Genomic DNA, 26133 nt, shown 5'->3' with positions numbered 1-26133 from the left:
GCGCGGGCCGTTCGAAGGCGTGGCGTCCCCGGGGCGTGACGCCCCGTGGTGAGGCACGGCGGGGGTCAGTCGGCAACCGCCGCGCCGCGCTCCTTCAGCAGCGCCGCGAGGATCGAGCGGTGGCAGCGCGACGCATCCTCGCAGTAGCAGCCCACCGAGAAGTTCGTCGCGTGCGACAGCGCGGCGAGCAGGTCCAGCGAGCGCGACGCGTCGGGCGCGGCCATCTCCTGGCGATAGCGGCGCGCGAACCGGGTCCACTCGCGATCGTCGGCAGCGTGGCGGCCGATGTGCATCGTCTCGACGCTGGGCGCGAGGTTGGGGTACCAGACGTCGTACCAGTCGCGTGCGGCGAACTCGGCCTTTGGCACGCCGCGCGGCGGGCGCCGCACGGTGCCGATGCGCAGGCCCTCGCCGTCGTGGCGCGGCGTGCCGAGGCGGACGATGCGGATCATGGGTGCTCCCAGCGCGGCGAGGCCGATGCGCCCGGACTGTACGCCGGCGCGGCGTGCGTGCCGGGTAGCATCGCCGCATGTCGCTCGCCGCCAACCTGATGGGGCTGCTGCTGGCCACCGTCGCGCGCCTCGTGACCGGCGCGCAGGGGCACTGGAAAGGCTGCCCGCCCGAGGCGCTGCAGCGCATCTACTTCGCCAACCACCAGAGCCACCTCGACTGGGTGCTGATCTGGGCCGCGCTGCCGCGCGAGCTGCGCACGCGCACGCGCCCGATCGCCGCGAAGGACTACTGGACCGGCGGGCGCTTCAAGCACTGGCTGACGCGCGAGGTGTTCAACGCGGTGTACGTCGACCGCCAGCGCAGCGACGACCAGGACCCGCTCGGGCCGCTGGTCGAGGCGCTCGAACAGGGCGATTCGCTGGTCATCTTCCCCGAAGGCACGCGCGGCCACCACGAGCTGCCGCAGCCGTTCAAGAGCGGGCTGTTCCACCTGGCCGAGCGCTTCCCCGACGTGCAGCTGGTGCCGGCGTGGATCGACAACGTGCAGCGCGTCATGCCCAAGGGCGAGGTGGTGCCCGTGCCCGTGCTGTGCACGGTGACCTTCGGCGCGCCGATGCGGCTCGAACCGGGCGAGGACAAGCGCGCGTTCCTGGAGCGCGCGCGCGACGCCGTCGTCGCGCTGCGGCCGAGGGCGCCGGCGTGATGGCCGCACTGCGCGAGCTCGCCATCGACCAGCGCGTCGCGCTGCTGTTCGTGCTGCTGTTCGGCGCGCTGCTGCTGGCGTCGGCGGCGCTCGCACTGGCCGGCATGCGCGAGCGCGACGCCGCCGGCGAGCGGCGACTTGCCGCCACCAAACGCGAGCTGTGGGCGGTGTGGGCCGGCGCGACGGTGTTCTGGGCCGCGTGGGTCGCCGGCGCGGTCGGCGCGACGCTGCTGTTCGGCGTCGTCTCGTTCCTCGCGCTGCGCGAGTTCGTCACGCTGATGCACACGCGCCGTGCCGACCACCGCAGCCTGGTGCTTGCGTTCTTCGTCGTGCTGCCGCTGCAGTACCTGATCGTCGAGCAGCGCCGCTTCGACCTGTTCGCGGTGTTCGTGCCGGTGTACGTGTTCCTCTCGCTGCCGGTGGTCAGCGCGCTGTCGGGCGACCCGCAGCGCTTCCTCGAGCGCAACGCCAAGCTGCAGTGGGGGCTGATGGTGACGGTCTACGGGTTGAGCCACGCGCCGGCGCTGCTGCTGCTCGACCTGCCCGGCAACGTCGGCGGCGGCGCGTTCCTGCTGTTCTTCCTCGTCGTCGCCTCGGGCACCGCGCAGCTCGCGCAGGACGCCGCCGGCGCCTGGCTGCGGCGGCGCCCGCTGGCGCGACGCATCAGCCGCAGCTTCTCGCTGCGCGCGTGGGCCGTCGGCGCCTTTGCCGGCGGCGCGGTCGGCGCCGCGCTGGCGTGGATCACGCCGTTCGCCACCGGCCAGGCCTTCGCGATGGCGTTCATCGCCGCGGGCAGCGGCACGCTGGGGCAGTTGGTGATGGAAGCGCTCAAGCGCGACGCCGGCGTGCGCCACTGGGGCAACACCGCGTCGGTGACCGGCGCCGTGGGCCTGCTCGACCGCGTCGCCGCACTGTGTTTCGCCGCGCCGGTGTTCTTCCACTCGGTGCGTTGGTACTTCGCGGCATGACGCTGCGACTTCCCGGCGTCGACCCCGGACGGCGCACGACGGGCCGTGGCTGCGGCCCCACGCTGCGCGGCGTCGCGCCGGGGGGCGCCGACACGACCCTGCGCCGAAGCCCTCGTGCCTTCGCGACAGCGCGGAGCTGCGCATGACGCTTCGCATTCTCGGCATCGACCCCGGACTGCGCACGACCGGCTTCGGCCTCGTCGACGCCGACGGGCCGCGACTGCGCTACGTGGCCAGCGGCACCATCAGCACCGCCGAGGCGGCCACCGGCGACCTGCCCGCGCGGCTGAAGATCATCTTCGACGGACTGGGCGAGGTCGTCGAGCGCTGGCGCCCGGCGTGCGCGTCGGTCGAGATCGTGTTCGTCAACGTCAACCCGCAGAGCACGCTGCTGCTGGGGCAGGCGCGCGGCGCGGCGCTGGCCGCGCTGGTCGCCTCGGGGCTCGCGGTCAGCGAGTACACCGCGCTGCAGATGAAGAAGGCCGTCGTCGGCCACGGCCAGGCACGCAAGGAGCAGGTGCAGGCCATGGTGCAGCGCCTGCTCGCGCTGCCCGGCCTGCCCGGGCGCGACGCGGCCGACGCGCTCGGACTGGCGATCACCCACTCGCACGCGTCACGCACGTTCGCCGCGATCGAGCGCGGCGCGGTGCGCCAGCGGCACACGCGCGCGCAGTACAAGCGCGGGCGCAGCTACTGACGGCGCGCCGCCAGGCCGCCATTGCGGCGCCGCGCGACCCGGCGCACACTGCGCCGGCGGCCGTGGGCCGCTTTCCGGGAGCGTGTGATGACCCTGTGCCCGATCGCGATCGTCGCCGGCTGCAAGTCCTGCCCGGCGTTCAAGGTCTGCCCGCTCAAGGGCGTCATCGGCGACGCCAAGCCGGGTGACGCGGCCAAGCCCGACCCCGGCGCGCCGCCGCGCAAGGGCTGAGCGCGAGCTACAGCAGCGGCGTCAGGCGCTCGAGCGCGATCACCGCGAAGAAGCCCAGCCCGGCGATCACGGTCCACTTGACGATCACGATGCCGCGGCGGCGCCAGCGCGCGTCGCCGGTGGCCACGTACATCGCGAAGCTGAACAGCCCGGCTGCCAGCAGCAGGCCGAACACCAGCCGGAACAACAGCATGCCGGGCACCGGGCGCGGCCGATCACCAGGCCGCGGCGGGCCGCGCGAAACCGGCCGGCGCGAGCTTCTCGTCGTCGAAGGTGACGATGCGGAACGCGCCGGCGTCGGCCAGCAGCGTGCGCAGCAGGCGGTTGTTCAGCGCGTGGCCGCTGCGGAACGCGCTGTACGCGCCGATCAGGTTGCCGCCGATGCGCAGGTCGCCGATCGCGTCGAGGATCTTGTGCTTGACGAACTCGTCGCCGTAGCGCAGCCCCTCGGCGTTGAGCACCCGGTAGTCGTCGACGACGATCACGTTGTCCATGCTGCCGCCCAGCCCCAGGCCGCGCGCGCGCATCGTCTCGACGTCGCGGGTGAAGCCGAAGGTGCGCGCACGCGCGATGTCGCGCCGGTAGTCGCCGGTGGCGAAGTCGAACGTCACCTGCTGCCCGGTGGCGTTGACGGCCGGGTGGTTGAACTCGATCGCGAAGCTGAGCTTGTAGCCGCGGTACGGCTCGAGGCGCGCCCACTTCAGCGACGCGCCCTCGCCCTCGCGCACCTCGACCGCACGCGTGACCTCGACGAAGCGCTTCGGCGCGTTCTGCAGTTCGATGCCGGCGCTTTGCAGCAGGAACACGAAGCTGGCGGCCGAGCCGTCGAGGATCGGGACCTCGTCGCCGGCGATGTCGACGATCAGGTTGTCGATGCCCAGCCCCGCGCACGCCGACATCAGGTGCTCGATGGTCTGCACCTTCGGCGCGCCGGGGTCGCCGCCGGGACTGATGGTCGAGGCCATGCGCGTGTCGCACACCGCCTGCGCGTTCACCGCGATGTCCACCGGCTGCGGCAGGTCGACGCGGCGGAACACGAAGCCGGTGTCGGCCGCCGCCGGGCGCAGGGTCAGCTCGACCTTGTGGCCGCCGTGCACGCCGAGCCCGACGGCGCGCGTGATCGACTTGAGCGTGCGTTGCTGCAGCATGCCGCGATTGTCCCCGAACGCGCGCCGCGGTGCAGGCCGCCGCGCCGATCGCCGCGATAGCCGCACCCGATGGCCGGCGCGCGTCGGCGCGCGCCGCGGGCGATCGTATAGTCCCCGGCATGGAGCCCCGCCGATGAACGCGATGCACGCCGACCGCGGTGCCCTGGTGCTGGTCGACTACCAGCAGCGGCTCATGCCGGCGATCGACCGTGCCGACGCGGTGCTCGCCGAGGCGGTGTTCGTGGCCGACGTCGCGCGGCGGCTCGGCGTGCCGGTGCTGGGCACGGCGCAGAACCCGCAGCGGCTCGGCGACAACGTCGACGCGGTGCACACGCGCTGCGACACCGTCGTCGCGAAGACGCACTTCGACGCGTGCCGCGACGGCCTCGTCGACGCGCTGCGCGCTGCCCGGCCCGGCGCGACGCAGGTCGTCGTCGCCGGCTGCGAGGCGCACGTGTGCCTGCTGCAGACCGCGCTGGGACTGCGCCGCCACGGCTTCGAGACCTTCGTCGTCGCCGACGCCTGCGGCTCGCGCTTCGCCGCCGACCGCGCGCTCGCACTGCAACGTTTGAGCCACGCCGGCGCGGTGCTCGTCGCCCCCGAGATGGTGGCCTTCGAGTGGCTCGATCACTGCCACCACGCGCAGTTCAGGCCGGTGCTCGATCGCATCAAGCGACGCACGCCTGCCGGCGGTTGAGGGGCATCGCCGGCAGGCGCTGGAGGTCAGTCGTCGACGTCGCGCAGCAGCGCCTGCAGCTGCGGCAGTCGACGGCGCACCGCGCGCTGCGCGTCGGCCTCGATCGCGCGGTACAGCGCCAGCACCCGGGCGCCGTTGGGCGTCAGCGTGGCACCGCCGCCGGCGGCGCCGCCGCGCCGCTTGACCACCAGCGGCGCGACGAAGTCGCGGTTCATCGCCTGCACCAGCGACCACACGCGCTGGTAGCTCATGCCCATGCGCCTCCCGGCCTCGGCGATCGAACCGGTCTCGGCGATGCCTTGCAGCACGTCGGCCTTGCCCGGGCCGATCGCGACGGCGTGCTTGATCTGCACGCGAAACCGCGCCGTCGCGTCGAGCACCGGCGAGTCGGGGGGGCGGTGGGTCATGCGCCGATTGTCCGGCGCGTGTCGGCACATCGCCTGGATATACTCGGCTTGCGATATCGCCATTCAGAGATATCGCAGACGCCGACGACTCGCCCCACCCCAAGAGGAACGACGATGTCCGTGCCCCGCCGCCGATGGCTGGCGTTGCTCGCCGCGCTCGGCCTCGCCGCCGCCGGCCCGCTTGCCGCGCAGCCGTTGCCGACGCTGGCCGCAGCGTCGGACCTCAAGTTCGCGATCGAAGAAGTCGCCGCACGCTTCGAGAAGGACACCGGGCACAAACTGCGCCTGGTGTTCGGGTCGTCGGGCAGCTTCTACTCGCAGATCCTGCAGGGCGCGCCGTTCCAGATGTTCATGTCGGCCGACGAGGACTTCGTGTTCAGGCTGCACGACGCCGGCAAGACGCTCGACCGCGGGCGGCTGTACGCCGTCGGGCGCATCGGCATCAAGGTGCCCGCCGGTTCGCCGCTGAAGGCCGACGGCGAACTGAAGGACCTCGCCGCCGCGCTGAACGACGGCCGGCTGCGCAAGTTCGCGATCGCCAGCCCCGACCACGCGCCGTACGGCATGCGCGCACGCGAGGCGCTGCAGCACGCGGGGCTGTGGGAGTCGATCCGGCCGAAGCTGGTCTACGGCGAGAACATCTCGCAGACGGCGCAGTTCGCGACGTCGGGGTCGACGCAGGGCGGCATCATCGCGCTGTCGCTGGCGCTGGCGCCGCAGGTCGCGCGGCTCGGCGACTTCGCGCTGATCCCCGCGAGCTGGCACCAGCCGCTCAAGCAGCGCATGGTGCTGACGAAGGACGCCCCGCCGGCGCTGCGCGCGTTCTACGACCACCTGTCGACGCCGCCGGCGCAGGAGATCATGAAGCGCTACGGCTTCGAGATGCCGCGGGATTGATGGCCCACCCCCGCAGCGCCTGCGGCGCTCCCCCTCGAGGGGGCACCGCCAGCGGACCGGCGAAGCCGGATCCGCGGCGGTCGCCTGAATGCGTTGGGCTGCGCTGGACGCCGCATCGCTTGCACGCCGTGAGCGTCTGAAGGCGGCGATGGACTGGCAGGCCCTCGTCCTGTCGCTCGAGCTCGCGGCGGTCACGCTGGCGGTGCTGCTGCCGATCGGCATCGCGCTCGGGCGCTGGCTGGCACTGACGACGTGGCGCGGCAAGGCCTGGGTCGAGGCGGCCGTCGTGCTGCCGCTCGTGCTGCCGCCGACCGTGCTCGGCTACTACCTGCTCGTCTCGCTCGGCGGCGCGTCGCCCGTCGGGCGCTGGATGCTCGAGACGTTCGACGTGCGGCTCACGTTTAACTTCCTCGGCCTCGTGATCGCCTCCGTCGTGTTCAACGTGCCGTTCATCGTGCAGCCGGTGCAGCGCGCGTTCGAGGCCATCCCGCGCAACCTGGCCGAGGCCGCCGCCGTCAGCGGGCTCGGGTTCTGGCAGACGCTGGCGCGCGTCGAGCTGCCGCTGGCGTGGCCGGGCATCGTGTCGGCGATGGTGCTGACCTTCGTGCACACGCTCGGCGAGTTCGGCGTGGTGCTGATGGTCGGCGGCAGCATCCCCGGTGAGACGAAGACGATCGCGATCTCGATCTACGACCGCGTGCAGGCCTTCGACCTGCACAGCGCCGACCGCATGGCGCTGCTGCTGCTCGTGCTGTCGCTGACCGCGGTGGCGGCGTCGTTCTTCGCTTCGGCGCGGCTCGCGGTGCGGCGATGACGGTGCCGCCCGCCGCGGTCGCGCGCGAGGCGCAGGCGACGACGCTCGACGTCAGCGTCGAGCAGGCGACCCCGATGCCGCTGGCCGGCGCGTTCCGCTGCGACGCCGGCGAACTGCTCGCGCTCGTCGGCCCGTCGGGCGCAGGCAAGACGTCGATGCTGCGCGTGCTCGCCGGACTGATGCGCCCGCAGCGCGGGCGAGTGACCGTAGGGGGCGAGTGCTGGTGCGACACCGACGCCGGCGTGTTCGTCTCGCCGCAGCAGCGCCACGTCGGGCTGGTGTTCCAGCACTACGCGCTCATGCCTCACCTGAGTGCGCTCGACAACGTCGCGCTGTCGCTGCTGCACCTGCCGCGCGAGCACCGGCGTCAACGCGCCAGGCACTGGCTCGAGCACGTGCACCTGACCGCCGAGCAGCAGCAGCGCCGGCCGGCGGGGTTGTCGGGCGGCCAGCAGCAGCGCGTCGCGGTGGCTCGCGCGCTGGCGCGCGAGCCGCGGCTGCTGCTGCTCGACGAGCCGTTCTCGGCGGTCGACCAGATGAGCCGCCGCGGTCTTTATCAGCTGCTCGCCGAGCTGCGGCGCGAGCCGGCGATCCCGATCCTGCTCGTCACTCACGACCTGCAGGAGGCGCGGCTGCTCGCCGACCGCCTGGTGGTGATGGACGCCGGCCGCGTCCTGCAGCAGGGCACGCCTCAGGCCATCCACCACGCGCCGCGCAACGCGCGCGTGGCCGACCTGGTCGGCATCCAGAACCGCTTCCACGGCCGCTGGCTCGGCCCGGTGGGCGACGGCTCGCACGCCCTGCTGCGCTGGTGCGCCGGACCCGACGACGACGGCGCCACGGGGCCGCGGCTGCGCGTGCGCGACAAGGGCAAGCTGCGAAGCGGCCAAGCGGTGACCTGGGTCATCCCCGGCGAAGGCATCGCGCTGCTCGACCACCCGCCGCACGGCGACGGCGAGTTCGCCACCGTCGTCGCCGAGGCGCGGCACCTCGGCGAGATCACGCTGGTCACGCTCGCCGTCGACGCCGTGCCCGGTTGCACGATGCGCCTCACGCTGGCCGGCCCGCGGCGCCTTCGCGTCGCGGTCGCCGACCGCATCGGCGTGCGGCTGGAACAGTCGATGGTGCACGTGATGCCGGTGCGCGACCTGTGACTGCGGTGGGGTGACGACGCCGAGGCCCGGATCTTGCGTGTACCGTCGCCCCGTCGAGACCGGTGCGGACACGGGTTGTCACGGATGGTGCACGACGGGCGCTGGGCCAAAGTCGTGGCCTCTGCCGGCGCCCTGCATCGGTGCGTCGTCGCGACACCGCGGCCCGCCGGCCGCTTCAGCGTCTCGTTCCAGGAGCCCGAATCCCATGATCGTCCACCGCATTCACCGCCTCGCCGCCGCCGGCATCGCCGCCGCCGGCATCCTGTGCGCGTCACCCGCCCTCGCCGGCAAGGACCTCGACGCCGTCAAGCAGCGCGGCACGCTGGTGTGCGGCGTCAACACCGGGCTCGCCGGTTTCTCGGCCGCCGACAGCCAGGGCCGCTGGAGCGGCCTGGACGTCGACATGTGCCGCGCCGTCGCCGCGGTGGTGCTCGGCGACGCCAACAAGGTGCGCTTCGTGCCGCTGACCGCGCAGCAGCGTTTCACCGCGCTGCAGTCGGGCGAGATCGACCTGCTGGCACGCAACACCACCTGGACGCTGACGCGCGACGCGTCGCTGGGCATGCACTTCGTCGGCGTCAACTTCTACGACGGGCAGGGTTTCATGGTGCCCAAGAGCCTGGGCGTGAAGAGCGCGAAGGAGCTCAAGGGCGCCACGGTGTGCGTGCAGTCGGGCACCACGACCGAGCTGAACCTGAGCGACTACTCTCGCGCCAACAACCTCAACGTCAAGCCGGTGGTGTTCGAGAAGCTCGAAGCCGCCAACGCCGCGTACTTCGCCGGCCGCTGCCAGGCCTACACGACGGACGCATCCGGTCTGGCGTCGATCCGCAGCAAGGAAGCGGCCAAGCCCGACGACCACGTGATCCTGCCCGAGCTGATCAGCAAGGAGCCGCTCGGCCCGTCGGTGCGCCGCGGCGACGACGAGTTCTTCGCCATCGTCAAGTGGACGCTCAACGCGCTGCTCGAAGCCGAGGAGTACGGCATCACCCAGGCCAACGTCGACGCGCAGAAGAAGGACAGCAAGAATCCCAACGTGATGCGCCTGCTCGGCGGCGGCACCGAGGACACCGGCAAGCTGCTCGGCCTCGACAAGGACTGGGCCTACCGCGCGATCAAGGCGGTGGGCAACTACGGCGAGCAGTTCGAGCGCCACGTCGGCCCGAAGACGCCGATCGGCCTGCCGCGAGGCGCCAACGCGCTGTGGACGCAGGGCGGCCTGATGTACGCGCCGCCGATCCGCTGAGCCCGCCCCTGCACCGCGACCGCGCGACCCCCGCGGCCGGCCCCGGGCCGGCCGCGGCGCGAGCGACCGCGACCCCGAGGCCCCGAGCTTGACTGCGACGCCCGAGCGCACCGCGGCGCGCCGACGCAGCTGGTCGTGGCGCAGCCGCGCCATGCGCGGCCTCGTGTACCAGGCAGTCGCGCTGGCGCTGATCGCCGCCGCGCTGTGGTTCCTCGCGCACAACACGCAGCAGAACATGCGTGTGCGCGGCATCCAGAGCGGCTTCGACTTCCTGACGCAGGCCGCCGGGTTCGACATCGGCGAGACGATGATCGCCTACGACGCGTCGCAGTCGTACGGGCGCGCCATCTGGATCGGCGTGCTCAACACGCTGCGCGTGGCGCTGGTCGGCATCGTGCTGACCACCGTGCTCGGCGTGCTGCTCGGGCTCGGCCGCTTCTCGCGCAATGCGCTGGTGCGCGGGCTGTGTTACGGCTACGTCGAGCTGTTCCGCAACGTGCCGGTGCTGCTGCAGCTGCTGATGTGGTACCTGCTGTTCGTCGAGCTGCTGCCCGCCACGCACCAGGCCTGGAACCTCGCCGACGCGGTGTACCTGAGCAAGGGCGGGCTGTCGTTCCCGGTGCCGGTGTGGGGTGCCGGGCACCTGTGGATGCTCGGCGGGCTCGCCGCCGGCGTCGCCGCGGCCGCGTCGTACCGGGGCTGGGCGCAGCGCCAGTTCGAGCGCACCGGGCAGGACCGCGACCGCCTGTGGCTGCCGCTGGCGATGGTCGCGGTGCTGACCGCGCTGGGCTGGTTGCTCGGCGGCGGGCCGCGGGACTGGCACGTGCCCGAGCAGTCGCGTTTCATGGTCGACGGCGGCGCCAGCGCGACGCCCGAGTTCATGGCCGTGCTGCTCGGGCTGGTGGCCTACACCGCGGCCTTCGTCGCCGAGGTGGTGCGCGGCGGCATCCAGTCGGTGTCGCACGGGCAGAGCGAGGCCGCCGCGTCGCTGGGCCTGTCGCGGCGGCAGGCGATGCGGCTGGTGGTGCTGCCGCAGGCACTGCGCGTGATCATCCCGCCGCTGACCAACCAGTACCTGAACCTGACGAAGAACTCGTCGCTGGCGGTCGCGGTGGGTTACCCCGACGTGGTGTCGATCGCCAACACCACGCTCAACCAGAGCGGGCGCGCGGTCGAGTGCATCGCGATCATCATGCTGGTGTACCTGAGCACGTCGCTGACGACGTCGCTGGTGATGAACGCGTACAACCGCCGCGTTGCGATCAAGGAACGCTGAGGACGCCGCCCGATGCCCGACGGCTTCCGCCCGATCCCGCCGCGCCCGGCGCCGGTGCGCACCGAGGGCCTGGTGCCGTGGCTGCGCACGAACCTGTTCGGCCACTGGGGCAGCGCGCTGACCACGCTGTTCCTGCTCGCGCTGGCGGCGTACGTGGTGCCGGCGCTGTTCGGCTGGGGTGTCGCGCGCGCGGTGTTCGCCCCCGACGCCGAGGCCTGCCGGGCGGCCCGCAGCAGCGGCGCGTGCTGGGGCGTGGTGGCCGAGAAGTACCGGCTGATCCTGTTCGGCCGCTACACCTACGAGGAACAGTGGCGCGCGCTGCTGGCCACCGCGCTGATGGTCGGCGCGCTGGTGGCCAGCGGCATGCGCTGGTTCTGGAAGCCGTGGCTGGCCGCGCTGTGGGTCGCGGTGCTGGCGGCGAGCTTCGTGCTGATGCGCGGCGGCTGGTTCGGTCTGCCGACCATGCGCACCGACCTGTGGGGCGGGTTGCCGCTGACGGTGATGCTGTCGTCGCTGTCGATCTTCCTCGCGTTCCCGATCGCGGTGCTCGTCGCACTCGGGCGGCGCAGCCAGCTGCCGGCGATCCGCAGCGCGTGCATCGTCTACATCGAGCTGGTGCGCGGCGTGCCGCTGATCAGCGTGCTGTTCATGGCCTCGTTCATGTTCCCGCTGTTCATGCCGCAGGGCGTGACCATCGACGTGCTGCTGCGCGCGCTGGTGGGCATCACGCTGTTCGCCGCCGCGTACATGGCCGAGATCGTGCGCGGGGGGCTGCAGTCCATCCCGAAGGGCCAGCTCGAGGCCGCGGCGACGCTCGGGCTGAGCTACTGGCAGACGCAGCGCAAGATCGTGCTGCCGCAGGCGCTCGCCGCGGTGGTGCCGAGCATGATGAACAACTTCATCTCGGTGTTCAAGGACACGTCGCTGGTGAGCATCGTCTCGCTGTACGAGCTGACCGGCGCGCTGAGCCTGGCGCTGAACTCCGACGTGACGTGGCGGCCGTTCAAGATCGAGGCCTACCTGTTCATCACCGTCATCTACTTCGTGTTCTGCTTCGCGATGTCGCGCTACAGCCTGTGGGTGGAGCGCCAGCTCGCGGTGAGCCGCACGCGCTGAAGGCACTGCCCGCCATGCCCGAGTCCATCGTCCGCTTCGAGAAGGTCAACAAGTGGTACGGCAACGCGTTCCACGTGCTGCGCGACGTCGACCTCGAGGTCGCGCGCGGCGAGCGCATCGTGATCTGCGGTCCGTCGGGGTCGGGCAAGTCGACGTTGATCCGCTGCGTCAACGCGCTCGAGGAGTACCAGCAGGGACGCATCACCGTCGACGGCATCGTGCTCGGCGACGACGTCAAGGCCGTCGAACGCGTGCGCCGTCAGGTGGGCATGGTGTTCCAGCAGTTCAACCTGTTCCCGCACCTGACGGTGCTCGAGAACCTGACGCTGGCGCCGATGTGGGTCGGCCACCTGCCGAAGAAGGAGGCCCAGGCGCGCGCGATGCAGCAGCTCGAGCGCGTGCGCATCGCCGAGCAGGCGGGCAAGTACCCGCTGCAGCTGTCGGGCGGCCAGCAGCAGCGCGTGGCGATCGCGCGCGCGCTGTGCCTGACGCCGAAGATCATGCTGTTCGACGAGCCAACCTCGGCGCTCGACCCGGAGATGATCAAGGAGGTGCTCGACGTGATGATCGAGCTCGCCGGGCAGGGCATGACGATGCTCGTCGTCACGCACGAGATGGGCTTCGCGAAGGCCGTGGCCGACCGCGTGATCTTCATGGACCAGGGCCAGATCGTCGAGCAGAACACGCCGCACGAGTTCTTCGACCATCCGAAGAGCGAGCGCACGCGCGACTTCCTCGACAAGATCATCGGCCACTGAGCGCCGGCGCGCGGCGCGGGTCGATCGGCACGCGCCGGCGGATCAGCCCGCCGGCCGGCGATCGGGCAGCGGGATGAACTCGGTCTCGCCGGGCACCGGCGCGAAGCGCCCCTGCGCCCAGTCGTCGGCGGCCTGCGCGATGCGCTGGCGCCGCGACGAGACGAAGTTCCACCACATGAACCGCAGGCCCAGCGGCTCGCCGCCGACCAGCACGACGCGTGCGTCGGCGTCGGCCGAGATCATCGGCTCGTCACCTTCGGCGATCAGCACCATGCGCCGCGGCTCGACCGCCTCGCCGTCGAGCCGGTAGACGCCGTCGACGCCGTACACCGCACGCTCGCGCGCCGGCGGCAACGGGAACGCGTCGCCTGCCGACAGCGCGATGTCGAGGTACAGCGTCGGCGACCGCACGGCCACCGGCGACGCCGCGCCGAAGGCCTCGCCGACGAGCACGCGCAGCCGTGCGCCGCCGACCTCGAGCGCCGGCAGCGCGTCGGCCGGCGTGTGCACGAACGCGGGCGCGAGCTCCTCGTCGGCCTCGGGCAGCGCCACCCACAGCTGCAGGCCGTGCATGCGCCGCGCGACGCCGCGCAGGTCGTCGGGCGTGCGCTCGGCGTGCACGATGCCGCGCCCGGCGGTCATCCAGTTGATCGCGCCGGGCTCGATGCGCTGCACCACGCCGAGCGAGTCGCGGTGCAGCATCGCACCCTCGAACAGGTAGGTCACCGTGGCCAGCCCGATGTGCGGGTGCGCGCGCACGTCGTGGTCGTCGCCCGGTCGCACGTCCAGCGGGCCGAAGTGGTCGAAGAACAGGAACGGCCCGACGGCCTGCCGCTGCACCGCCGGCAGCAGCCGGCGCACGACGAAGCCGCCGCCGAGGTCCTTGCTCACCGGGTTCAGCACCAGCACTGGTGTCATCGCGTGCTCCCTGCGGAATCGACCTTGCCAGTGTAGGCCGCCGCCTAGAATCGGCGGTTTCCCCCGAACGCCAGCGAAAGCCCCTTCCATGAGCCTCAAGTGCGGCATCGTCGGCCTGCCCAACGTCGGCAAGTCGACCCTGTTCAATGCGCTGACGAAAGCCGGCATCGCGGCCGAGAACTACCCGTTCTGCACCATCGAGCCCAACGTCGGCATCGTCGAGCTGCCCGACGCGCGCCTGCAGCAGCTGGCGGCCATCGTCAAGCCCGAGCGCATCGTGCCGGCGATCGTCGAGTTCGTCGACATCGCCGGGCTGGTCGCCGGCGCGAGCAAGGGCGAGGGGCTGGGCAACCAGTTCCTCAGCCACATCCGCGAGACCGACGCGATCGTCAACGTCGTGCGCTGCTTCGACGACCCGAACGTGATCCACGTCGCCGGGCGCGTCGACCCGATCGCCGACATCGAGGTCATCCAGACCGAACTGTGCCTGGCCGACCTGGCGACCGTCGAGAAGAGCCTCGCGCGCTACACCAAGGTCGCGAAGGCCGGTGGCGACAGGGAGGCGCAGCGACTGGTGGACGTGCTGAAGAAGTGCGAGGCGGCGCTCAACGAGGCGAAGCCGGTGCGCTCGATCGACTTCAGCAAGGAGGAGCTCGCGGTGCTGCGGCCGCTGTGCCTGATCACCGCCAAGCCGGCGATGTTCGTCGGCAACGTCGCCGAGGACGGCTTCGAGGACAACCCCTACCTCGACCGGCTGCGCGAGTTCGCCGCGAAGCAGGGCGCGCCGGTGGTCGCGATCTGCGCCAAGACCGAGGCCGAGCTGGCCGACATGAGCGACGAGGACCGCGCGATGTTCCTCGCCGAGATGGGCCAGGACGAGCCGGGGCTGAACCGGCTGATCCGCGCCGCGTTCAAGCTGCTCGGGCTGCAGACCTACTTCACCGCCGGCGTGAAGGAGGTGCGCGCATGGACGATCCACGTCGGCGACACCGCGCCGCAGGCCGCCGGGGTGATCCACACCGACTTCGAGCGCGGCTTCATCCGCGCGCAGACCATCGCCTTCGACGACTTCATCGCCTACGGTGGCGAACAGGGTGCGAAGGACGCCGGCAAGATGCGCGCCGAGGGCAAGGACTACGTCGTGCGCGACGGCGACGTGATGAACTTCCTGTTCAACGTCTGAGCGCGACGCTGCCGCACCGATGGTCAAGACCCCCACCGCCGCGCCGACCCGTGCGCGCCGTCGCCGCACCGTCGCCGCGGCGGCGGCGCCGGCAGCGGCGGCCCCGCCGCCGGCCGACGCCGAGCCGGCCACCGAGCGCCTCGACCGCCTGCTGCACGCCGCCGCGGCGCCGTGGCTCGGCGGGCTGTCGCCGGTGTCGCTGTCGCTCGCCTGGGCCGACTGGGCCTGGCACCTGGGCGTGTCGCCCGGGCGCCAGATGGAACTGGCGGCGCGCGCCGCGCAGTTGGGCATCGACACCTGGCGCCATGCCGCCGGGCTCGACGGCGACACGCCGGCCGGCGCAGCCGACGAGGACCCGCGCTTTCGCCACCCCGACTGGGCGCAGTGGCCGTTCAGCGCCTGGCGCACGGGCTTCCGCAACGCCGAGGCCTTCTGGCGCGACGCCGCGCGCCAGCCGGGCATGACCGCGCACCACGCGCAGGTCACCGACTTTTTCGCGCGCCAGTGGCTGGACATGCTGACGCCCGCCAACTGGCCGGCGACCAACCCGGTGGTGCTGCGCGAGGCCGCGGCCTCGGGCGGCGCGACGCTGGCCAAGGGCGCGAAGCACCTCGTCGAGGACGTCACCGGCGTGCCGCTGCCGGGCACCGACGCGCCGGCGCGCTTCGACGTCGGCCGGGACGTCGCGGTGACCCCGGGGCAGGTGGTGTGGCGCAACCGGCTGATCGAGCTGATCCGCTACGACGCGGGCACCGCCACCGTGCACCCCGAGCCGGTGCTCGTGATCCCGTCGTGGATCATGAAGTACTACATCCTCGACCTGTCGCCGCACAACTCGATGGTGCGCTGGCTCGTCGGCCAGGGGCACACGGTGTACATGCTGTCGTGGCGCAACCCCGACGCCGCCGACCGCGACCTGACGATGGACGACTACCTGCGCCTGGGCGTGTTCGACGCGCTGCGCGCGGTCGGCCGCGTCGAGGGCGCGAAGACCCCGGTGCACGCGATGGGCTACTGCCTGGGCGGCACGCTGCTGGCGATCGGCGTGGCGGCGCTCGCGCGCCCCGAGCCGCCGCCCGACACCGGCGACCTGCCGCCGCTGGCGACGATGACGCTGCTGGCCGCGCAGACCGACTTCTCCGAGCCCGGCGAGCTGGGGCTGTTCATCGACGAGAGCCAGATCGGCCTGCTCGACGACATCACGAAGGGCCAGGGCTACCTGAGCGGCGAGCAGATGGCCGGGTCGTTCCAGTTCCTGCACTCGCGCGAGCTGGTGTGGACGCGTCGCATGCGCGAGTACCTGCTCGGCGAGCGCGAGCAGGCGAGCGACCTGATGGCTTGGAACGCCGACCACACGCGCATGCCGGCGCGCATGCACCACGAGTACCTCGTCGCGCTGTACCTGCGCAACGAGCTGGCCACCAACCGCTACCGCGTCGCCGGGCGGCCGGTCTCGCTCAACGACGTGACGCTGCCGATCTTCGCGGTGGGCACGCAGCGCGACCACGTCTCGCCGTGGCGATCGGTGTACGAGCTGCACCGCCTGACCGACGCCGAGATCACCTTCGTGCTGACCACCGGCGGGCACAACGCCGGCATCGTCTCCGAGCCCGGCCACCCGCGCCGCCGCCATCAGGTGGGCACGCGGGCGGCGCACGGGCCGTGGGTCGGCTCGCACGCCTGGGAGGCGGCCACGCCGGTCGTCGACGGCTCGTGGTGGCCGACGTGGCAGCGCTGGCTGGCGGCGCACTCGTCGACGCGGCGCCGGCCGAAGCCGGTGCCGGCTTCGATGCGGCTCGCCCCGGCACCGGGCACCTACGTGCTCGTGCGGCACCGGAACTGACGTGAACGCGACCGCCGCGCAGCGCATGCCGCCGGCGTCGCTGGTGCTGCTCGGCACCGCGCTCGCGTACGCCGCCGTCGGCGTCGCGGCGCTGGCGCTGGCGATCCCGCCGACCTACGTCGCGCCGCTGTACCCGTCGGCCGGTATCGCGCTGGCCGCGGCGCTGACCTACGGGCCGGCGGCGCTGCCCGGGGTCTGGCTGGGCGCGTTCGCGGTCAACGCCTACGCGGCGTCGCTGCGCGGCCCGCCCGACGCCGCGGCGCTGCTGGTGCCGGCGGCGCTCGGCGTCGGCGCGATGCTGCAGGCCGGCGCCGGGCGCTGGCTGGTGCGGCGGCTCGCCGGCGCGCGCAGCTCGCTGTCGGAGCCGCGCGAGGTGGCGCTGTTCTTCGGCGTCGCGGTGCCGCTGTCGTGCGTGGTCGCTGCCGCGCTGGCGACGCTGGTGTTCGCCGCGGCGGACACCGCCGACCGCGGCGACCTGCCCTTCGTCGGCTGGACCTGGTGGGCCGGCGACACGCTGGGCGTGCTGATCGGCGCGCCGATCGCGCTGACGCTGATCGGCCGCCCGCGCAGCGAGTGGGCGCACCGGCGCGTGTCGGTCGGCCTGGCGCTGCTGCTGACCACCGGGCTGCTGGCCGCGGCGATCGTGCAGGTCGCGCGCTGGGACGAGCAGCGCGTGCAGGGCCGCTTCGACCGCGACGCGCGCACCGCGGCCGCCGCGCTCGGCGAGCGCCTGCAGCAGCCGCTGCACACGCTGCAGACGCTGCGCAGCCTGTACGTGGCCTCCGAGCAGGTCACCGACGCCGAACTCGCCGCTGCGATGGCGCCGTGGCTCGTCGACGAAAGGGGGCTGCGCGCGATCGGCCGCAGCGTGTGGATCGACGCCGCGGCGCGCGCGGCACTCGAGCAGTCGCGCCGCAGCGAGGGCCTCGCCGACTTCCGCGTGTTCGACCGCGCCGAAGCCGGCGGCACCGAAGCGGTCGACGCGCCGATGATGGTCATCACGCAGGTCGAGCCGCCGTCGGGCAACCGCGCCGCGCTGGGGTTGAACCAGATGTCGATCCCGCCGGTGCGCGTGGCGATCGAACGCGCGCGGCGCACCGGCACCGCAGTGGCCAGCGAGGGCTTCGCGCTGACCCAGGGCGGGGTCGGCGTGGTCGTCTACCAGGTGCTGTACGACGGCGAGCCGGCCACCGCGGCCGAGCGCGTCGAACGCACCGCGGGGCTGGTGTTCGTCACCGTCGAGCCCGAACGGCTGCTGCGCGCGGTGCGCGACGCGCAGCCGGCGTACCTGCGGCTGTGCCTGATCGACACCGACGCGAACGTGCCGCACCGCGTGCTGGCCGGCGACGCCGGCTGCGCCGACACGGTGGCGTCCGACGCGCGGCTGGTCGTGCAGCCGCTGGCCTTCGCGGGCCGGCAATGGGACATCCGCGTCAGCGCCGAGCGCGGCGCCGTGCCCGACGCGCAGGCCGGCAGCGCGCTGCTGTTCTCGCTGGTCGCGCTGGCGGCGGCTTCGCTGCTCGGCGCGCTGCTGCTGACCGTCACCGGGCGCACGCGGCGCATCGAGGTGGCGGTGGACACCCGCACCGCCGACCTGCGCCACGAGGTGACCGAACGCCGGCGCACCGAGGCGGCGCTGCGCGAACGCGAACAGCAGCTGCGCGCGATCTTCGACACGACCCCGGTGGGCATCGCCTACACCGACCTCGACGGGCGGATCCTGGCGCCGAACCCGGCGTTCTGCGCGCTGCTCGGGCGCGACGCGGCGGAACTGGTCGGTCGCGACGTCGGCGACTTCACCCACCCCGACGACCTCGCCGACGGCCGCGAGCGGCAAGCCGCGATGCGCCGCGGCGAGTGCGACAGCTACCGCGTGCGCAAGCGCTACCTGCGTGCCGACGGCGCCGCGGTGCAGGCGCAGCTGACGGCGGCGCTGCTGCGCGACGACGAGGGCCGCCCGCACCGCACCGTGGGCGTGATCGAGGACATCGGCGAACACCTGCGCCTGCTGCAGGCCGAGCGCGAGCGCGACGCCGCCGCGGCGGCCAACCGCGCGAAGAGCGAGTTCGTCTCGCGCATGAGCCACGAACTGCGCACGCCGCTGAACGCGATGCTCGGCTTCGCGCAGCTGCTCGAGCTCGACCGCGATCCGGCCCTGGCGCCGCACCAGCACGGCTGGGCGGCGCAGATCCAGCACGCAGGCTGGCACCTGCTGCACATGATCAACGACACGCTCGACCTGTCGCGCATCGAGGCCGGCACGCTGCGCCTGCAGGCCGAGGCGCTGGACCTGCGCGAGCTGGTCGACGCGTGCACCGCGCTGATCGAGCGCGCCGCGCGCGAGCGCGGCCTGCGGCTGACGGTGGACATCCACCCGCAGGCGCGCGCCGTCACCGGCGACCTCACCCGCGTCAAGCAGGTGCTGACCAACCTGCTGAGCAACGCGGTCAAGTACAACGTCGACGGCGGCGCGGTCCGCGTGCGCACCCGCCCGGCCGGCGACGCGCTGGTCGCGGTCGAGGTCGCCGACACCGGGCTGGGCATGAGCGACGAGCAGCTCGCGCACCTGTTCGAGCCGTTCAACCGGCTCGGCCGCGAGTCGGGTTCGGTCGAGGGCACCGGCATCGGGCTGGTGATCGCGCGCCGGCTGGCCGAGCTGATGGGCGGCAGCCTGCACGCGACCAGCCGTCCCGGCACCACCTGCTTCACGCTGATGCTGCCGGGCGCCGACGTGCCGGCGTCGACGCCGTCGCCCGCCACCGCCGGCACGCCGCCGGCGGCGCGCTACCGCGAGCGCGTCGTGCACTACGTCGAGGACAACACGATCAACGCCGAGGTGATGCGCGGCATCCTGCTGCAGCGCCCGCAGGTGCGGCTGGAGGTCAGCACGAACGGCGCCGACGCGCTGGACGCGCTCAAGCGCGATCGGCCGCACCTGGTGCTGCTGGACATGCACCTGCCCGACCTCGACGGGCTCGATCTGCTGCGCCGCCTGAAGGACGACCCCGACACCGAGACCATCCCGGTGGTCGCGCTGTCGGCCGACGCGACGCGCGATCGCGTCGAGCAGGCGCTGCGCGAAGGCGCATCGCACTACCTGACCAAGCCGGTCGCGGTGCAGGACCTGCTGGCCGTGGTCGACGAACTGCTCGAGCGGCAGGAGACGCGGTTCGGTTGACGCGGCCGGCGCCGCGTCGAGCGCCGGCCGACTTCACGCCTGCGATGCGGTCGCGCGCCGCGAAGGCCGCCCGCCCGCGGACGTCGCAGCGGCGAGGGCGGTGCCCCGCCACGGGAGCACACCCCATCCGGCGACCGCCACGGATCCGGCTGCGCCGGTGCGCCGGCGGTGCGCCCCTCGGGGGGAGGCGCCGAAGGCGCTTCGGGGGAGCGTCAATGCGCGCTCGCCGTCGCCGCCCCGATGCCGGTCTCGGAGCGCACCTGCTGCGCGAGGAAGCCGGCCTTGTCCTGCCGCGCGCGGGCGCTGCCGTCGAGCAGCGAGAACAGCCAGATGCCGACGAAGCCGATGGTCATCGAGAACAGCGCCGGCGAGGCGTAAGGGAACAGCGCCGAGCCCTTCGGGTTGCCCAGCGTGGCCTCCCACACCGCCGGCGAGACCACCGTCAGCAGCACCGACGAGATCAACCCCAGGAAGCCGCCGATCACCGCGCCGCGCGTCGTGCAGCCCTTCCACAGCACGCTCATCAGCAGCACCGGGAAGTTCGCCGACGCGGCGATCGCGAACGCCAGCGACACCATGAAGGCGATGTTCTGCTTCTCGAACGCGATGCCCAGCACCACGGCCACGAGCCCGAGCGCGAGCGTGGTGATGCGCGACACGCGCAGCTCGGAGGCGCTGTCGGCCTGGCCCTTCTTGATCACCGTGCCGTACAGGTCGTGCGACACCGCCGACGCACCCGACAGCGTCAGGCCCGCCACCACCGCGAGGATGGTCGCGAACGCCACCGCCGAGATGAAGCCGAGGAACACGTTGCCGCCCACCGCGTTGGCCAGGTGGATCGCCGCCATGTTGCCGCCGCCGAGCAGCCCGCCCTGGGCGTCGAGGAACTGCGGGTTGGTGAGCACGAAGGCGATCGCGCCGAAGCCGATGATGAAGGTGAGGATGTAGAAGTAGCCGATCCAGGTCGTCGCCCAGGCCACCGACTTGCGCGCCTCCTTGGCGTTGGGCACGGTGAAGAAGCGCATCAGGATGTGCGGCAGCCCGGCGGTGCCGAACATCAGCGCCATGCCGAAGCTGATCGCACTGACCGGGTCCTTCACGAAGCCGCCGGGGCCCATGATCGAGAAGCCCTGCGCGGCCGCCTCGTCGGGCGCCTTGCCGGCCTCGACGGCCAGCGCGGTCTTGATCTCGACCGCCTTGGCGAACATCGCCTCCGGGCTGAAGCCGAAGCTCAGCAGCACCATGAAGGCCATGAAGGTCGCGCCGCCGAGCAGCAGGACGGCCTTGATGATCTGCACCCACGTCGTGGCGGTCATGCCGCCGAACAGCACGTAGACCATCATCAGCGCGCCGACGATGACCACGGCGATCCAGTACTCGAGCCCGAACAGCAGCTTGATCAGCTGCCCCGCGCCGACCATCTGCGCGATCAGGTAGAACGCCACCACCACCAGCGTGCCGCTGGCGGCGAACACGCGCACCGGCGTCTGCCCGAAGCGGAACGCCGCCACGTCGGCGAACGTGAACTTGCCCAGGTTGCGCAGCCGCTCGGCGAGCAAGAAGGTGACCACCGGCCAGCCGACGAGGAAGCCGATCGAGTAGATCAGCCCGTCGAAGCCGCTGACCATCACCGCCGCCGAGATGCCGAGGAACGACGCCGCCGACATGTAGTCGCCGGCGATCGCCAGCCCGTTCTGGAACCCGGTGATGCCGCCGCCGGCGGTGTAGAAGTCGGCCGCGCTCTTCGTGCGGCCCGCGGCCCACTTGGTGATCCACAGCGTGAAGGCGACGAACACCGCGAACATCGAGATCGCGGTCCAGTTCGTGGCCTGCTTTTGCGCCTGGCCGAGGTCGGCGCCGGCGGCCAGTGCGCCGGCGCAGGCGGCGACCAGCGCCGCGGCGATCAGGGTCCGGCGCGCGATCACGGCTGCACCGCCTTCTTCACCGACTGCGCCAGCGTGTCGAACTCGCGGTTCGCGCGCCGCACGTAGACCACCGTGATGATCACGGTGAACAGGATCACGCCCAGCCCCAGCGGCATGCCCAGCGTCGTCACGCCCTCGCCCAGGCGCTTGGCCAGCAGCGGCTTGTCGAACGCGACGAGCAGGATGAAGCCGTAGTAGACGATCAGCATCGCGATCGTCAGCCACCAGCCGAAGCGCGATCGCGCGCGTCTGAGTTCGAGATAGCGTGGATCGGCGGCGATCCGGTTCACGAGTGCGTCGTCCATCGGTGGACCTCCTGAATGGGACTTCGGCGCAGGCTGCGCCGATGCGGCATCATCGGATCGCGCTCTGACCACCCTCTGACGCCAGGCCAACGCAAGCTGACAGCCCCGGGGACCACACACGATGAACGAGGACCTTCGCCGCTACCGCGCCGCGCGCGACTTCCTGTTCCGCCACCGCAGCGACCACGCCGCCGCGGTGGCGGGCTTCCGCTGGCCGCGGCTCGAGCACTTCAACTGGGCGCTCGACCACTTCGACGATCTCGCGCGCGACAACCACGCGCCGGCGCTGTGGATCGTCGGCGACGACGGCAGCGAGGCCAAGCTGTCGTTCGCCGAGCTCGCGGCGCGGTCGAACCGCGTCGCCAACTGGCTCGCGTCGCTCGGCATCACGCGCGGCGATCGCGTGCTGCTGATGCTCGGCAACGAGGTGCCGCTGTGGGAGCTGATGCTCGCGTGCATCAAGATCGGCGCGGTGATGATCCCCGCCACCGCGCTGCTCAGCCGCGACGACCTGATCGACCGCTTCGCGCGCGGCCGCGTGCGCGCGGTCGTCACCGGCAGCGCCAACACGTCCAAGTTCGACGGCCTCGACGGCCACGCGCCGGGCCCGGTGGTGCGCATCGCGGTCGGCGGCGCGCCGGGCTGGCACGACTACGCCGACGCCGCCGCGGCGAACGCGGTCTACACGCCGCGCCGCGCCACCGACCCCGACGAGCCGCTGCTGCTGTACTTCACGTCGGGGACGACGAGCAAGCCCAAGCTGGTGCAGCACACGCACCGCAGCTACCCGGTCGGGCACCTCAGCACGATGTACTGGATCGGGCTGCAGCCGGGCGACGTGCACTGGAACATCTCGTCGCCGGGCTGGGCCAAGCACGCGTGGAGCTGCTTCTTCGCGCCGTGGATCGCCGGCGCATGCATCTTCGTCTTCAACGCCGTGCGTTTCGACGCGCAGCGCGTGCTGCGCATGCTGGCCGACAAGCAGGTCAGCACGCTGTGCGCGCCGCCCACGGTGTGGCGCATGCTGATCCAGGAGAAGCTCGGCGAGCGCCCGCCGGCGCTGCGCGAGCTGGTGTCGGCCGGCGAGCCGCTCAACCCCGAGGTGATCGAGCAGGTGCGCGCCGCGTGGGCGCTGACGATCCGCGACGGCTTCGGCCAGACCGAGACCACCGCGCAGGTCGGCAACCCGCCGGGTCAGCCGATCAAGTTCGGCTCGATGGGCCGGCCGCTGCCCGGCTACAAGGTCGTGCTGCTCGACCCCGACGACCGCGCCGCCGACGAGGGCGAGCTGTCGCTCGCGCTCGACGACGCCGACCTCGGCCGCCCGACCGGGCTGATGGCCGGCTACGCCGACTCGGCCGAGCGCACCGCCGAGGTGATGCGCGGTGGCCACTACCGCACCGGCGACGTCGCGCAGCGCGACGCCGACGGCTTCATCACCTACGTCGGCCGCGCCGACGACGTGTTCAAGGCGAGCGACTACCGCATCAGCCCGTTCGAGCTCGAGAGCGTGCTGATCGAGCACCCGGCGGTCGCCGAGGCGGCGGTCGTGCCCTCGCCCGACGCGCTCAAGCTCGCGGTGCCCAAGGCCTACGTGATGCTCGCGCCGGGGCATGCCCGCGACGCCGAGACCGCGAAGAGCATCCTCGCCTTCTGCCGCGACAAGCTCGCCGCGTACAAGCGCATCCGCCGCATCGAGTTCGCCGAGTTGCCCAAGACGATCAGCGGCAAGATCCGCCGCGTCGAGCTGCGCCGCCGCGAGGAGCAGCGCGCCATGCCGCCGGCGCCCGGCGCCGACGAGTATTTCGACGACCTGCCGCGCGGCTGACACGGGGCTGGATTCAACTGCACGAGGACTTCCAGCGTCCGGTCGCACGCGGTCGGGACATCGCCGATGTCGATCGTGCGCCTGCTCGATGTCTGCCCGGGTCGCGCGAGCCGAGGACAGCGGGGGCCCTTGACCTCCATGTCCCCCGCCAGCGGCCTGCGGCCGCCGGCTCCTCCTTCACTTCCGGTCAAGGGCCCCCGCTGCCCTCGGCCGACCACCGTCTTGCCGTTCGACCGTCGAGTGCCGGCACGGTGGCAGCCGAGGGCGGTGGGCACCCTGTCGCGCAAGTAAAGGAGGAGGGTCGGGCGCAGCCCGGCCCGGGGGACATGGAGCGACAGGGTGCCCACCGTCCTCGGCACGCTCGACGATCGCAGGCGGTCACCGCTGGCCCCGTTCTTGAACGATCGAACGCGAACGCGCAGGAGGCTCGCTACGACCTCACGACCCCGGGGCGTGGCTGGCCTGCCGCGTCCCAGTCGGGGCCGTCGAACCAGGGGTCGCCGCGCAGCGCGGCGGCGACCATGGCGAGCGCGTCGAGCCCCCAGAACAGCCGGCCGTCGAGCTCGACCGTCGGCACGCCGAACACGCCGCGTCCGATCGCCTCGGCGGTCGCGTCCTTCAGCGCCTGCTTGACCGCTTCGCTCGCGGGGTCGCGCGCCGGGGCGAGGCGCTCGCGCAGCGTGGCCAGCCGCGCGGCGTCGTTGGCGTCGGCACCGTCGCCGCGCCAGACGTGGTGCAGCACCTGCTCGCAGGCGTGGCGGTTCGGCGTGCCGCCGTCGGGGGCACAGGCCAGCAGCAGCCGCAGGTGGGCCAGCGGGTTGAACGGGTGCTGCGCCGGCGTCGCCACCGGGATGCCCAGCTCGTGCGCGCGCCACGCGACGTGGCGGAAGGTCCACGCGCGCTTGGGCTCGACCTCGGCCGGCCCCTTCTGCCCCCACTGCCCGAGCAGCCCGGCGAACAGCACCGGCCGGTACTCGACCACGTACGACAGCCCCTCGAGCGCCTGCGGCAGGTGCTCGAACGCGAGGTACGCGTACGGCGACACCGGGTCGAACCAGAAGCGCAGCGGCTTCATCGTGCGTGCGCCGGCGGCGCGGCGGCCTGCGCGCGGCGCAGCTGCAGCCGCGCCCACACGGCGCGCTTGGCGGCGTCGTCGAGCGACGACCAGGCGGCGATCTCGTCGATGGTGCGCAGGCAGCCCGCGCACCAGCCGGTGGCCGCGTCGATGCGGCACACGTTGGTGCAAGGCGAAGGCACGCCCGCGCGTGGTGCCTCGTTCATGCCTGCACCACGTCGGCCACCGGCGCGCCGGTCAGCGCCTGCAGTTGCGCCGGCGTCAGCCTGAACACGCCGTTCGGATGCCCGGCGGCGGCCCAGATCTCGGCGAAGCGCAACAGCTCGCGGTCGATCAGCGTGACCGGCGGCGACGTGTGCGCGAGCGGCGCGACGCCGCCGATCGAGAAACCCGTCGTCGCCTTGACGAACTCGGCGTCGGCGCGACCCACCGGGCCCACCTGCGCCTCGACCTTCTTCTCGTCGACGCGCCGGTCGCCCGAGGTCACGACGAGCACCGCGGCGCCGTCGGCCTTGCGGCGGAAGATCACGCTCTTGGCGATCTGCCCGACGACGACGCCGAGCGCGTCGGCCGCCTCCTGCGAGGTGCGCGCGCTGGCGTCGAGCCACAGCGGCGCGTGCGGGTGGCCGCGTTCGGCGAGCGCCTGCGCGACGCGGCGAAAGCCCTCGGGGCGCGGCGTCGGCGCGTCGCTCGCCGGCGCCCGGTCTTCCTTGCTCACGCCGCCACCGCCGGTCGCTTGGCCAGCACCGCGCGGCCGACGCGCGACACCGGCGCGCGCCCGAGCACGTCGGAGATGAACTTGCCGGCGTCGACCAGCGTGTCGAGGTCGATGCCGGTGGCGATGCCCAGCCCGTCGAGCATGAACACCACGTCCTCGGTGGCGACGTTGCCGGTGGCGCCCTTCGCGTACGGGCAGCCGCCGAGGCCGGCGACGCTGGCGTCGAACGCATGGACGCCCATCTCGAGGCAGGCGTAGATGTTGGCCAGCGCCTGGCCGTAGGTGTCGTGGAAGTGGCCGCTGACCTCGACCAGCGGGTAGTGCCTGAGCGCGCGCTCCATCGCCGCCTGCACCTTGCGCGGCGTGCCCACGCCGATCGTGTCGGCGATGCCGACGTGGTCGACGCCGGCGTCCTTCATCAGCTTCACGACGCGTTCGACCTCGTCGGCGCCCACCTCGCCCTGGTACGGACAGCCCAGCGCGCACGACACCGCGCCGCGCACCTTCAGCCCCGCGGCGTGCGCGGCGGCGGCCACCGGCGCGAAGCGCTCGATGCTCTCGGCGATCGAGCAGTTGATGTTCTTGCGGCTGAACG

27 protein-coding genes are annotated in these 26133 nt (G+C 72.6%); 16 read left to right on the top strand and 11 right to left on the bottom strand.

From position 1 onward, the window contains the following. Positions 1-65 precede the first annotated feature (65 nt). Positions 66-452, bottom strand: a complete 387-nt coding sequence (locus PKC53_RS15950; RefSeq protein WP_324430368.1) for a DUF488 family protein — start codon at positions 450-452, stop codon at positions 66-68. 77 nt (positions 453-529) lie between these two features. Here PKC53_RS15950 and PKC53_RS15945 point away from each other — a divergent pair, with 77 nt between their 5' ends. From PKC53_RS15945 to PKC53_RS15930, 4 genes are all read left to right on the top strand, one after another. Then, positions 530-1156 carry a lysophospholipid acyltransferase family protein gene (locus PKC53_RS15945; RefSeq protein WP_324430366.1) on the top strand — a complete coding sequence of 209 codons (627 nt, stop codon included), beginning with the start codon at positions 530-532 and terminating at the stop codon, positions 1154-1156. Beyond that, complete coding sequence (locus PKC53_RS15940) at positions 1156-2124, top strand: phosphatidate cytidylyltransferase (protein WP_324430365.1); 969 nt, start codon at positions 1156-1158, stop codon at positions 2122-2124. The genes PKC53_RS15945 and PKC53_RS15940 overlap by 1 nt, the downstream gene beginning before the upstream one ends. Positions 2125-2266: 142 nt before the next feature. Next, positions 2267-2821, top strand: coding sequence for a crossover junction endodeoxyribonuclease RuvC (ruvC, locus tag PKC53_RS15935; protein ID WP_324430363.1), 555 nt, complete (start codon positions 2267-2269; stop codon positions 2819-2821). Between the two features lie 87 nt (positions 2822-2908). Continuing rightward, positions 2909-3052, top strand: coding sequence for a hypothetical protein (locus PKC53_RS15930; RefSeq protein WP_324430361.1), 144 nt, complete (start codon positions 2909-2911; stop codon positions 3050-3052). Positions 3053-3059: 7 nt separating this feature from the next. Here PKC53_RS15930 and PKC53_RS15925 read toward each other — a convergent pair whose 3' ends face one another. Continuing rightward, positions 3060-3245 carry a hypothetical protein gene (locus tag PKC53_RS15925; protein WP_324430359.1) on the bottom strand — a complete coding sequence of 62 codons (186 nt, stop codon included), beginning with the start codon at positions 3243-3245 and terminating at the stop codon, positions 3060-3062. A gap of 22 nt (positions 3246-3267) precedes the next feature. After that, complete coding sequence (lpxC, locus tag PKC53_RS15920) at positions 3268-4200, bottom strand: UDP-3-O-acyl-N-acetylglucosamine deacetylase (protein WP_324430357.1); 933 nt, start codon at positions 4198-4200, stop codon at positions 3268-3270. 133 nt (positions 4201-4333) lie between these two features. On the opposite strand from lpxC, the gene PKC53_RS15915 reads away from it, so the two are divergent. Continuing rightward, entirely contained in the window at positions 4334-4897 is a 564-nt protein-coding gene (locus PKC53_RS15915; protein WP_324430355.1) for an isochorismatase family protein, read from the top strand. Positions 4898-4923: 26 nt separating this feature from the next. On the opposite strand, the gene PKC53_RS15910 is transcribed toward PKC53_RS15915, so the two are convergent. Continuing rightward, positions 4924-5304 carry a LysR family transcriptional regulator gene (locus tag PKC53_RS15910; RefSeq protein WP_324430353.1) on the bottom strand — a complete coding sequence of 127 codons (381 nt, stop codon included), beginning with the start codon at positions 5302-5304 and terminating at the stop codon, positions 4924-4926. 114 nt (positions 5305-5418) lie between these two features. Here PKC53_RS15910 and modA point away from each other — a divergent pair, with 114 nt between their 5' ends. The 7 genes from modA to PKC53_RS15875 all read left to right on the top strand — a co-directional run bounded on the left by modA (position 5419) and on the right by PKC53_RS15875 (position 12565). Then, positions 5419-6201: a molybdate ABC transporter substrate-binding protein gene (gene modA / locus PKC53_RS15905; RefSeq protein ID WP_324430351.1), complete on the top strand. Its 783-nt coding sequence runs from the start codon at positions 5419-5421 to the stop codon at positions 6199-6201. Positions 6202-6349: 148 nt separating this feature from the next. Beyond that, entirely contained in the window at positions 6350-7015 is a 666-nt protein-coding gene (gene modB, locus PKC53_RS15900) for a molybdate ABC transporter permease subunit (protein ID WP_324430350.1), read from the top strand. Continuing rightward, a complete protein-coding gene (locus PKC53_RS15895; RefSeq protein ID WP_324430347.1) occupies positions 7012-8169 on the top strand; it encodes an ABC transporter ATP-binding protein in 1158 nt (385 codons plus the stop codon). Before modB ends, PKC53_RS15895 begins: the two co-directional genes overlap by 4 nt. A gap of 205 nt (positions 8170-8374) precedes the next feature. Next, on the top strand, positions 8375-9415 hold the full coding sequence (locus tag PKC53_RS15890; RefSeq protein ID WP_324430345.1) for an amino acid ABC transporter substrate-binding protein: 1041 nt from the start codon (positions 8375-8377) through the stop codon (positions 9413-9415). A 151-nt stretch (positions 9416-9566) separates the two neighbouring features. Beyond that, the gene (locus tag PKC53_RS15885) at positions 9567-10691 is read left to right on the top strand and encodes an ABC transporter permease subunit (RefSeq protein WP_324430372.1); all 1125 of its coding nucleotides are present in this window, start codon (positions 9567-9569) and stop codon (positions 10689-10691) included. Between the two features lie 12 nt (positions 10692-10703). Further along, complete coding sequence (locus PKC53_RS15880) at positions 10704-11807, top strand: amino acid ABC transporter permease (protein ID WP_324430343.1); 1104 nt, start codon at positions 10704-10706, stop codon at positions 11805-11807. A gap of 14 nt (positions 11808-11821) precedes the next feature. After that, entirely contained in the window at positions 11822-12565 is a 744-nt protein-coding gene (locus PKC53_RS15875; RefSeq protein ID WP_324430341.1) for an amino acid ABC transporter ATP-binding protein, read from the top strand. Positions 12566-12607: 42 nt separating this feature from the next. On the opposite strand, the gene PKC53_RS15870 is transcribed toward PKC53_RS15875, so the two are convergent. Then, positions 12608-13483 carry a pirin family protein gene (locus PKC53_RS15870; protein WP_324430339.1) on the bottom strand — a complete coding sequence of 292 codons (876 nt, stop codon included), beginning with the start codon at positions 13481-13483 and terminating at the stop codon, positions 12608-12610. 88 nt (positions 13484-13571) lie between these two features. Between PKC53_RS15870 and ychF the strand changes: the two genes are divergently transcribed. From ychF to PKC53_RS15855, 3 genes are read left to right on the top strand one after another with little or no spacing between them, the layout of a single operon-like run. Then, positions 13572-14666: a redox-regulated ATPase YchF gene (gene ychF, locus PKC53_RS15865; protein ID WP_324430336.1), complete on the top strand. Its 1095-nt coding sequence runs from the start codon at positions 13572-13574 to the stop codon at positions 14664-14666. Positions 14667-14685: 19 nt separating this feature from the next. Next, entirely contained in the window at positions 14686-16509 is a 1824-nt protein-coding gene (locus PKC53_RS15860) for an alpha/beta fold hydrolase (protein ID WP_324430334.1), read from the top strand. 1 nt (position 16510) lies between these two features. Beyond that, positions 16511-19687, top strand: coding sequence for a CHASE domain-containing protein (locus tag PKC53_RS15855; protein ID WP_324430332.1), 3177 nt, complete (start codon positions 16511-16513; stop codon positions 19685-19687). A 212-nt stretch (positions 19688-19899) separates the two neighbouring features. Here PKC53_RS15855 and PKC53_RS15850 read toward each other — a convergent pair whose 3' ends face one another. Then, positions 19900-21609, bottom strand: a complete 1710-nt coding sequence (locus tag PKC53_RS15850) for a cation acetate symporter (protein ID WP_324430370.1) — start codon at positions 21607-21609, stop codon at positions 19900-19902. Beyond that, positions 21609-21917 carry a DUF485 domain-containing protein gene (locus PKC53_RS15845; RefSeq protein ID WP_324430330.1) on the bottom strand — a complete coding sequence of 103 codons (309 nt, stop codon included), beginning with the start codon at positions 21915-21917 and terminating at the stop codon, positions 21609-21611. The genes PKC53_RS15850 and PKC53_RS15845 overlap by 1 nt, the downstream gene beginning before the upstream one ends. Before the next feature lie 121 nt (positions 21918-22038). Here PKC53_RS15845 and PKC53_RS15840 point away from each other — a divergent pair, with 121 nt between their 5' ends. Beyond that, positions 22039-23745 (top strand): AMP-binding protein, encoded by a 1707-nt coding sequence (locus PKC53_RS15840; protein ID WP_324430328.1) that lies wholly within the window; start codon positions 22039-22041, stop codon positions 23743-23745. Positions 23746-24175: 430 nt separating this feature from the next. Here PKC53_RS15840 and PKC53_RS15835 read toward each other — a convergent pair whose 3' ends face one another. The 4 genes from PKC53_RS15835 to PKC53_RS15820 all read right to left on the bottom strand — a co-directional run. After that, positions 24176-24820 carry a 2-hydroxychromene-2-carboxylate isomerase gene (locus PKC53_RS15835; RefSeq protein WP_324430326.1) on the bottom strand — a complete coding sequence of 215 codons (645 nt, stop codon included), beginning with the start codon at positions 24818-24820 and terminating at the stop codon, positions 24176-24178. Then, positions 24817-25026, bottom strand: a complete 210-nt coding sequence (locus PKC53_RS15830; RefSeq protein WP_324430324.1) for a DUF1289 domain-containing protein — start codon at positions 25024-25026, stop codon at positions 24817-24819. The genes PKC53_RS15835 and PKC53_RS15830 overlap by 4 nt, the downstream gene beginning before the upstream one ends. Then, complete coding sequence (locus PKC53_RS15825; RefSeq protein ID WP_324430322.1) at positions 25023-25538, bottom strand: YbaK/EbsC family protein; 516 nt, start codon at positions 25536-25538, stop codon at positions 25023-25025. The genes PKC53_RS15830 and PKC53_RS15825 overlap by 4 nt, the downstream gene beginning before the upstream one ends. Beyond that, the coding region (locus PKC53_RS15820) for a hydroxymethylglutaryl-CoA lyase (RefSeq protein WP_324430320.1) at positions 25535-26133 on the bottom strand (599 nt) is incomplete at its 5' end. The genes PKC53_RS15825 and PKC53_RS15820, both read right to left, overlap by 4 nt.

The organism is Azohydromonas sp., from assembly GCF_035325925.1.
Taxonomy (GTDB): Bacteria; Pseudomonadota; Gammaproteobacteria; order Burkholderiales; family Burkholderiaceae_C; genus Calidifontimicrobium.
The sequence above is the reverse complement of the archived record's forward strand: the minus strand, read 5'-3'. Positions and strand labels throughout refer to the sequence as shown.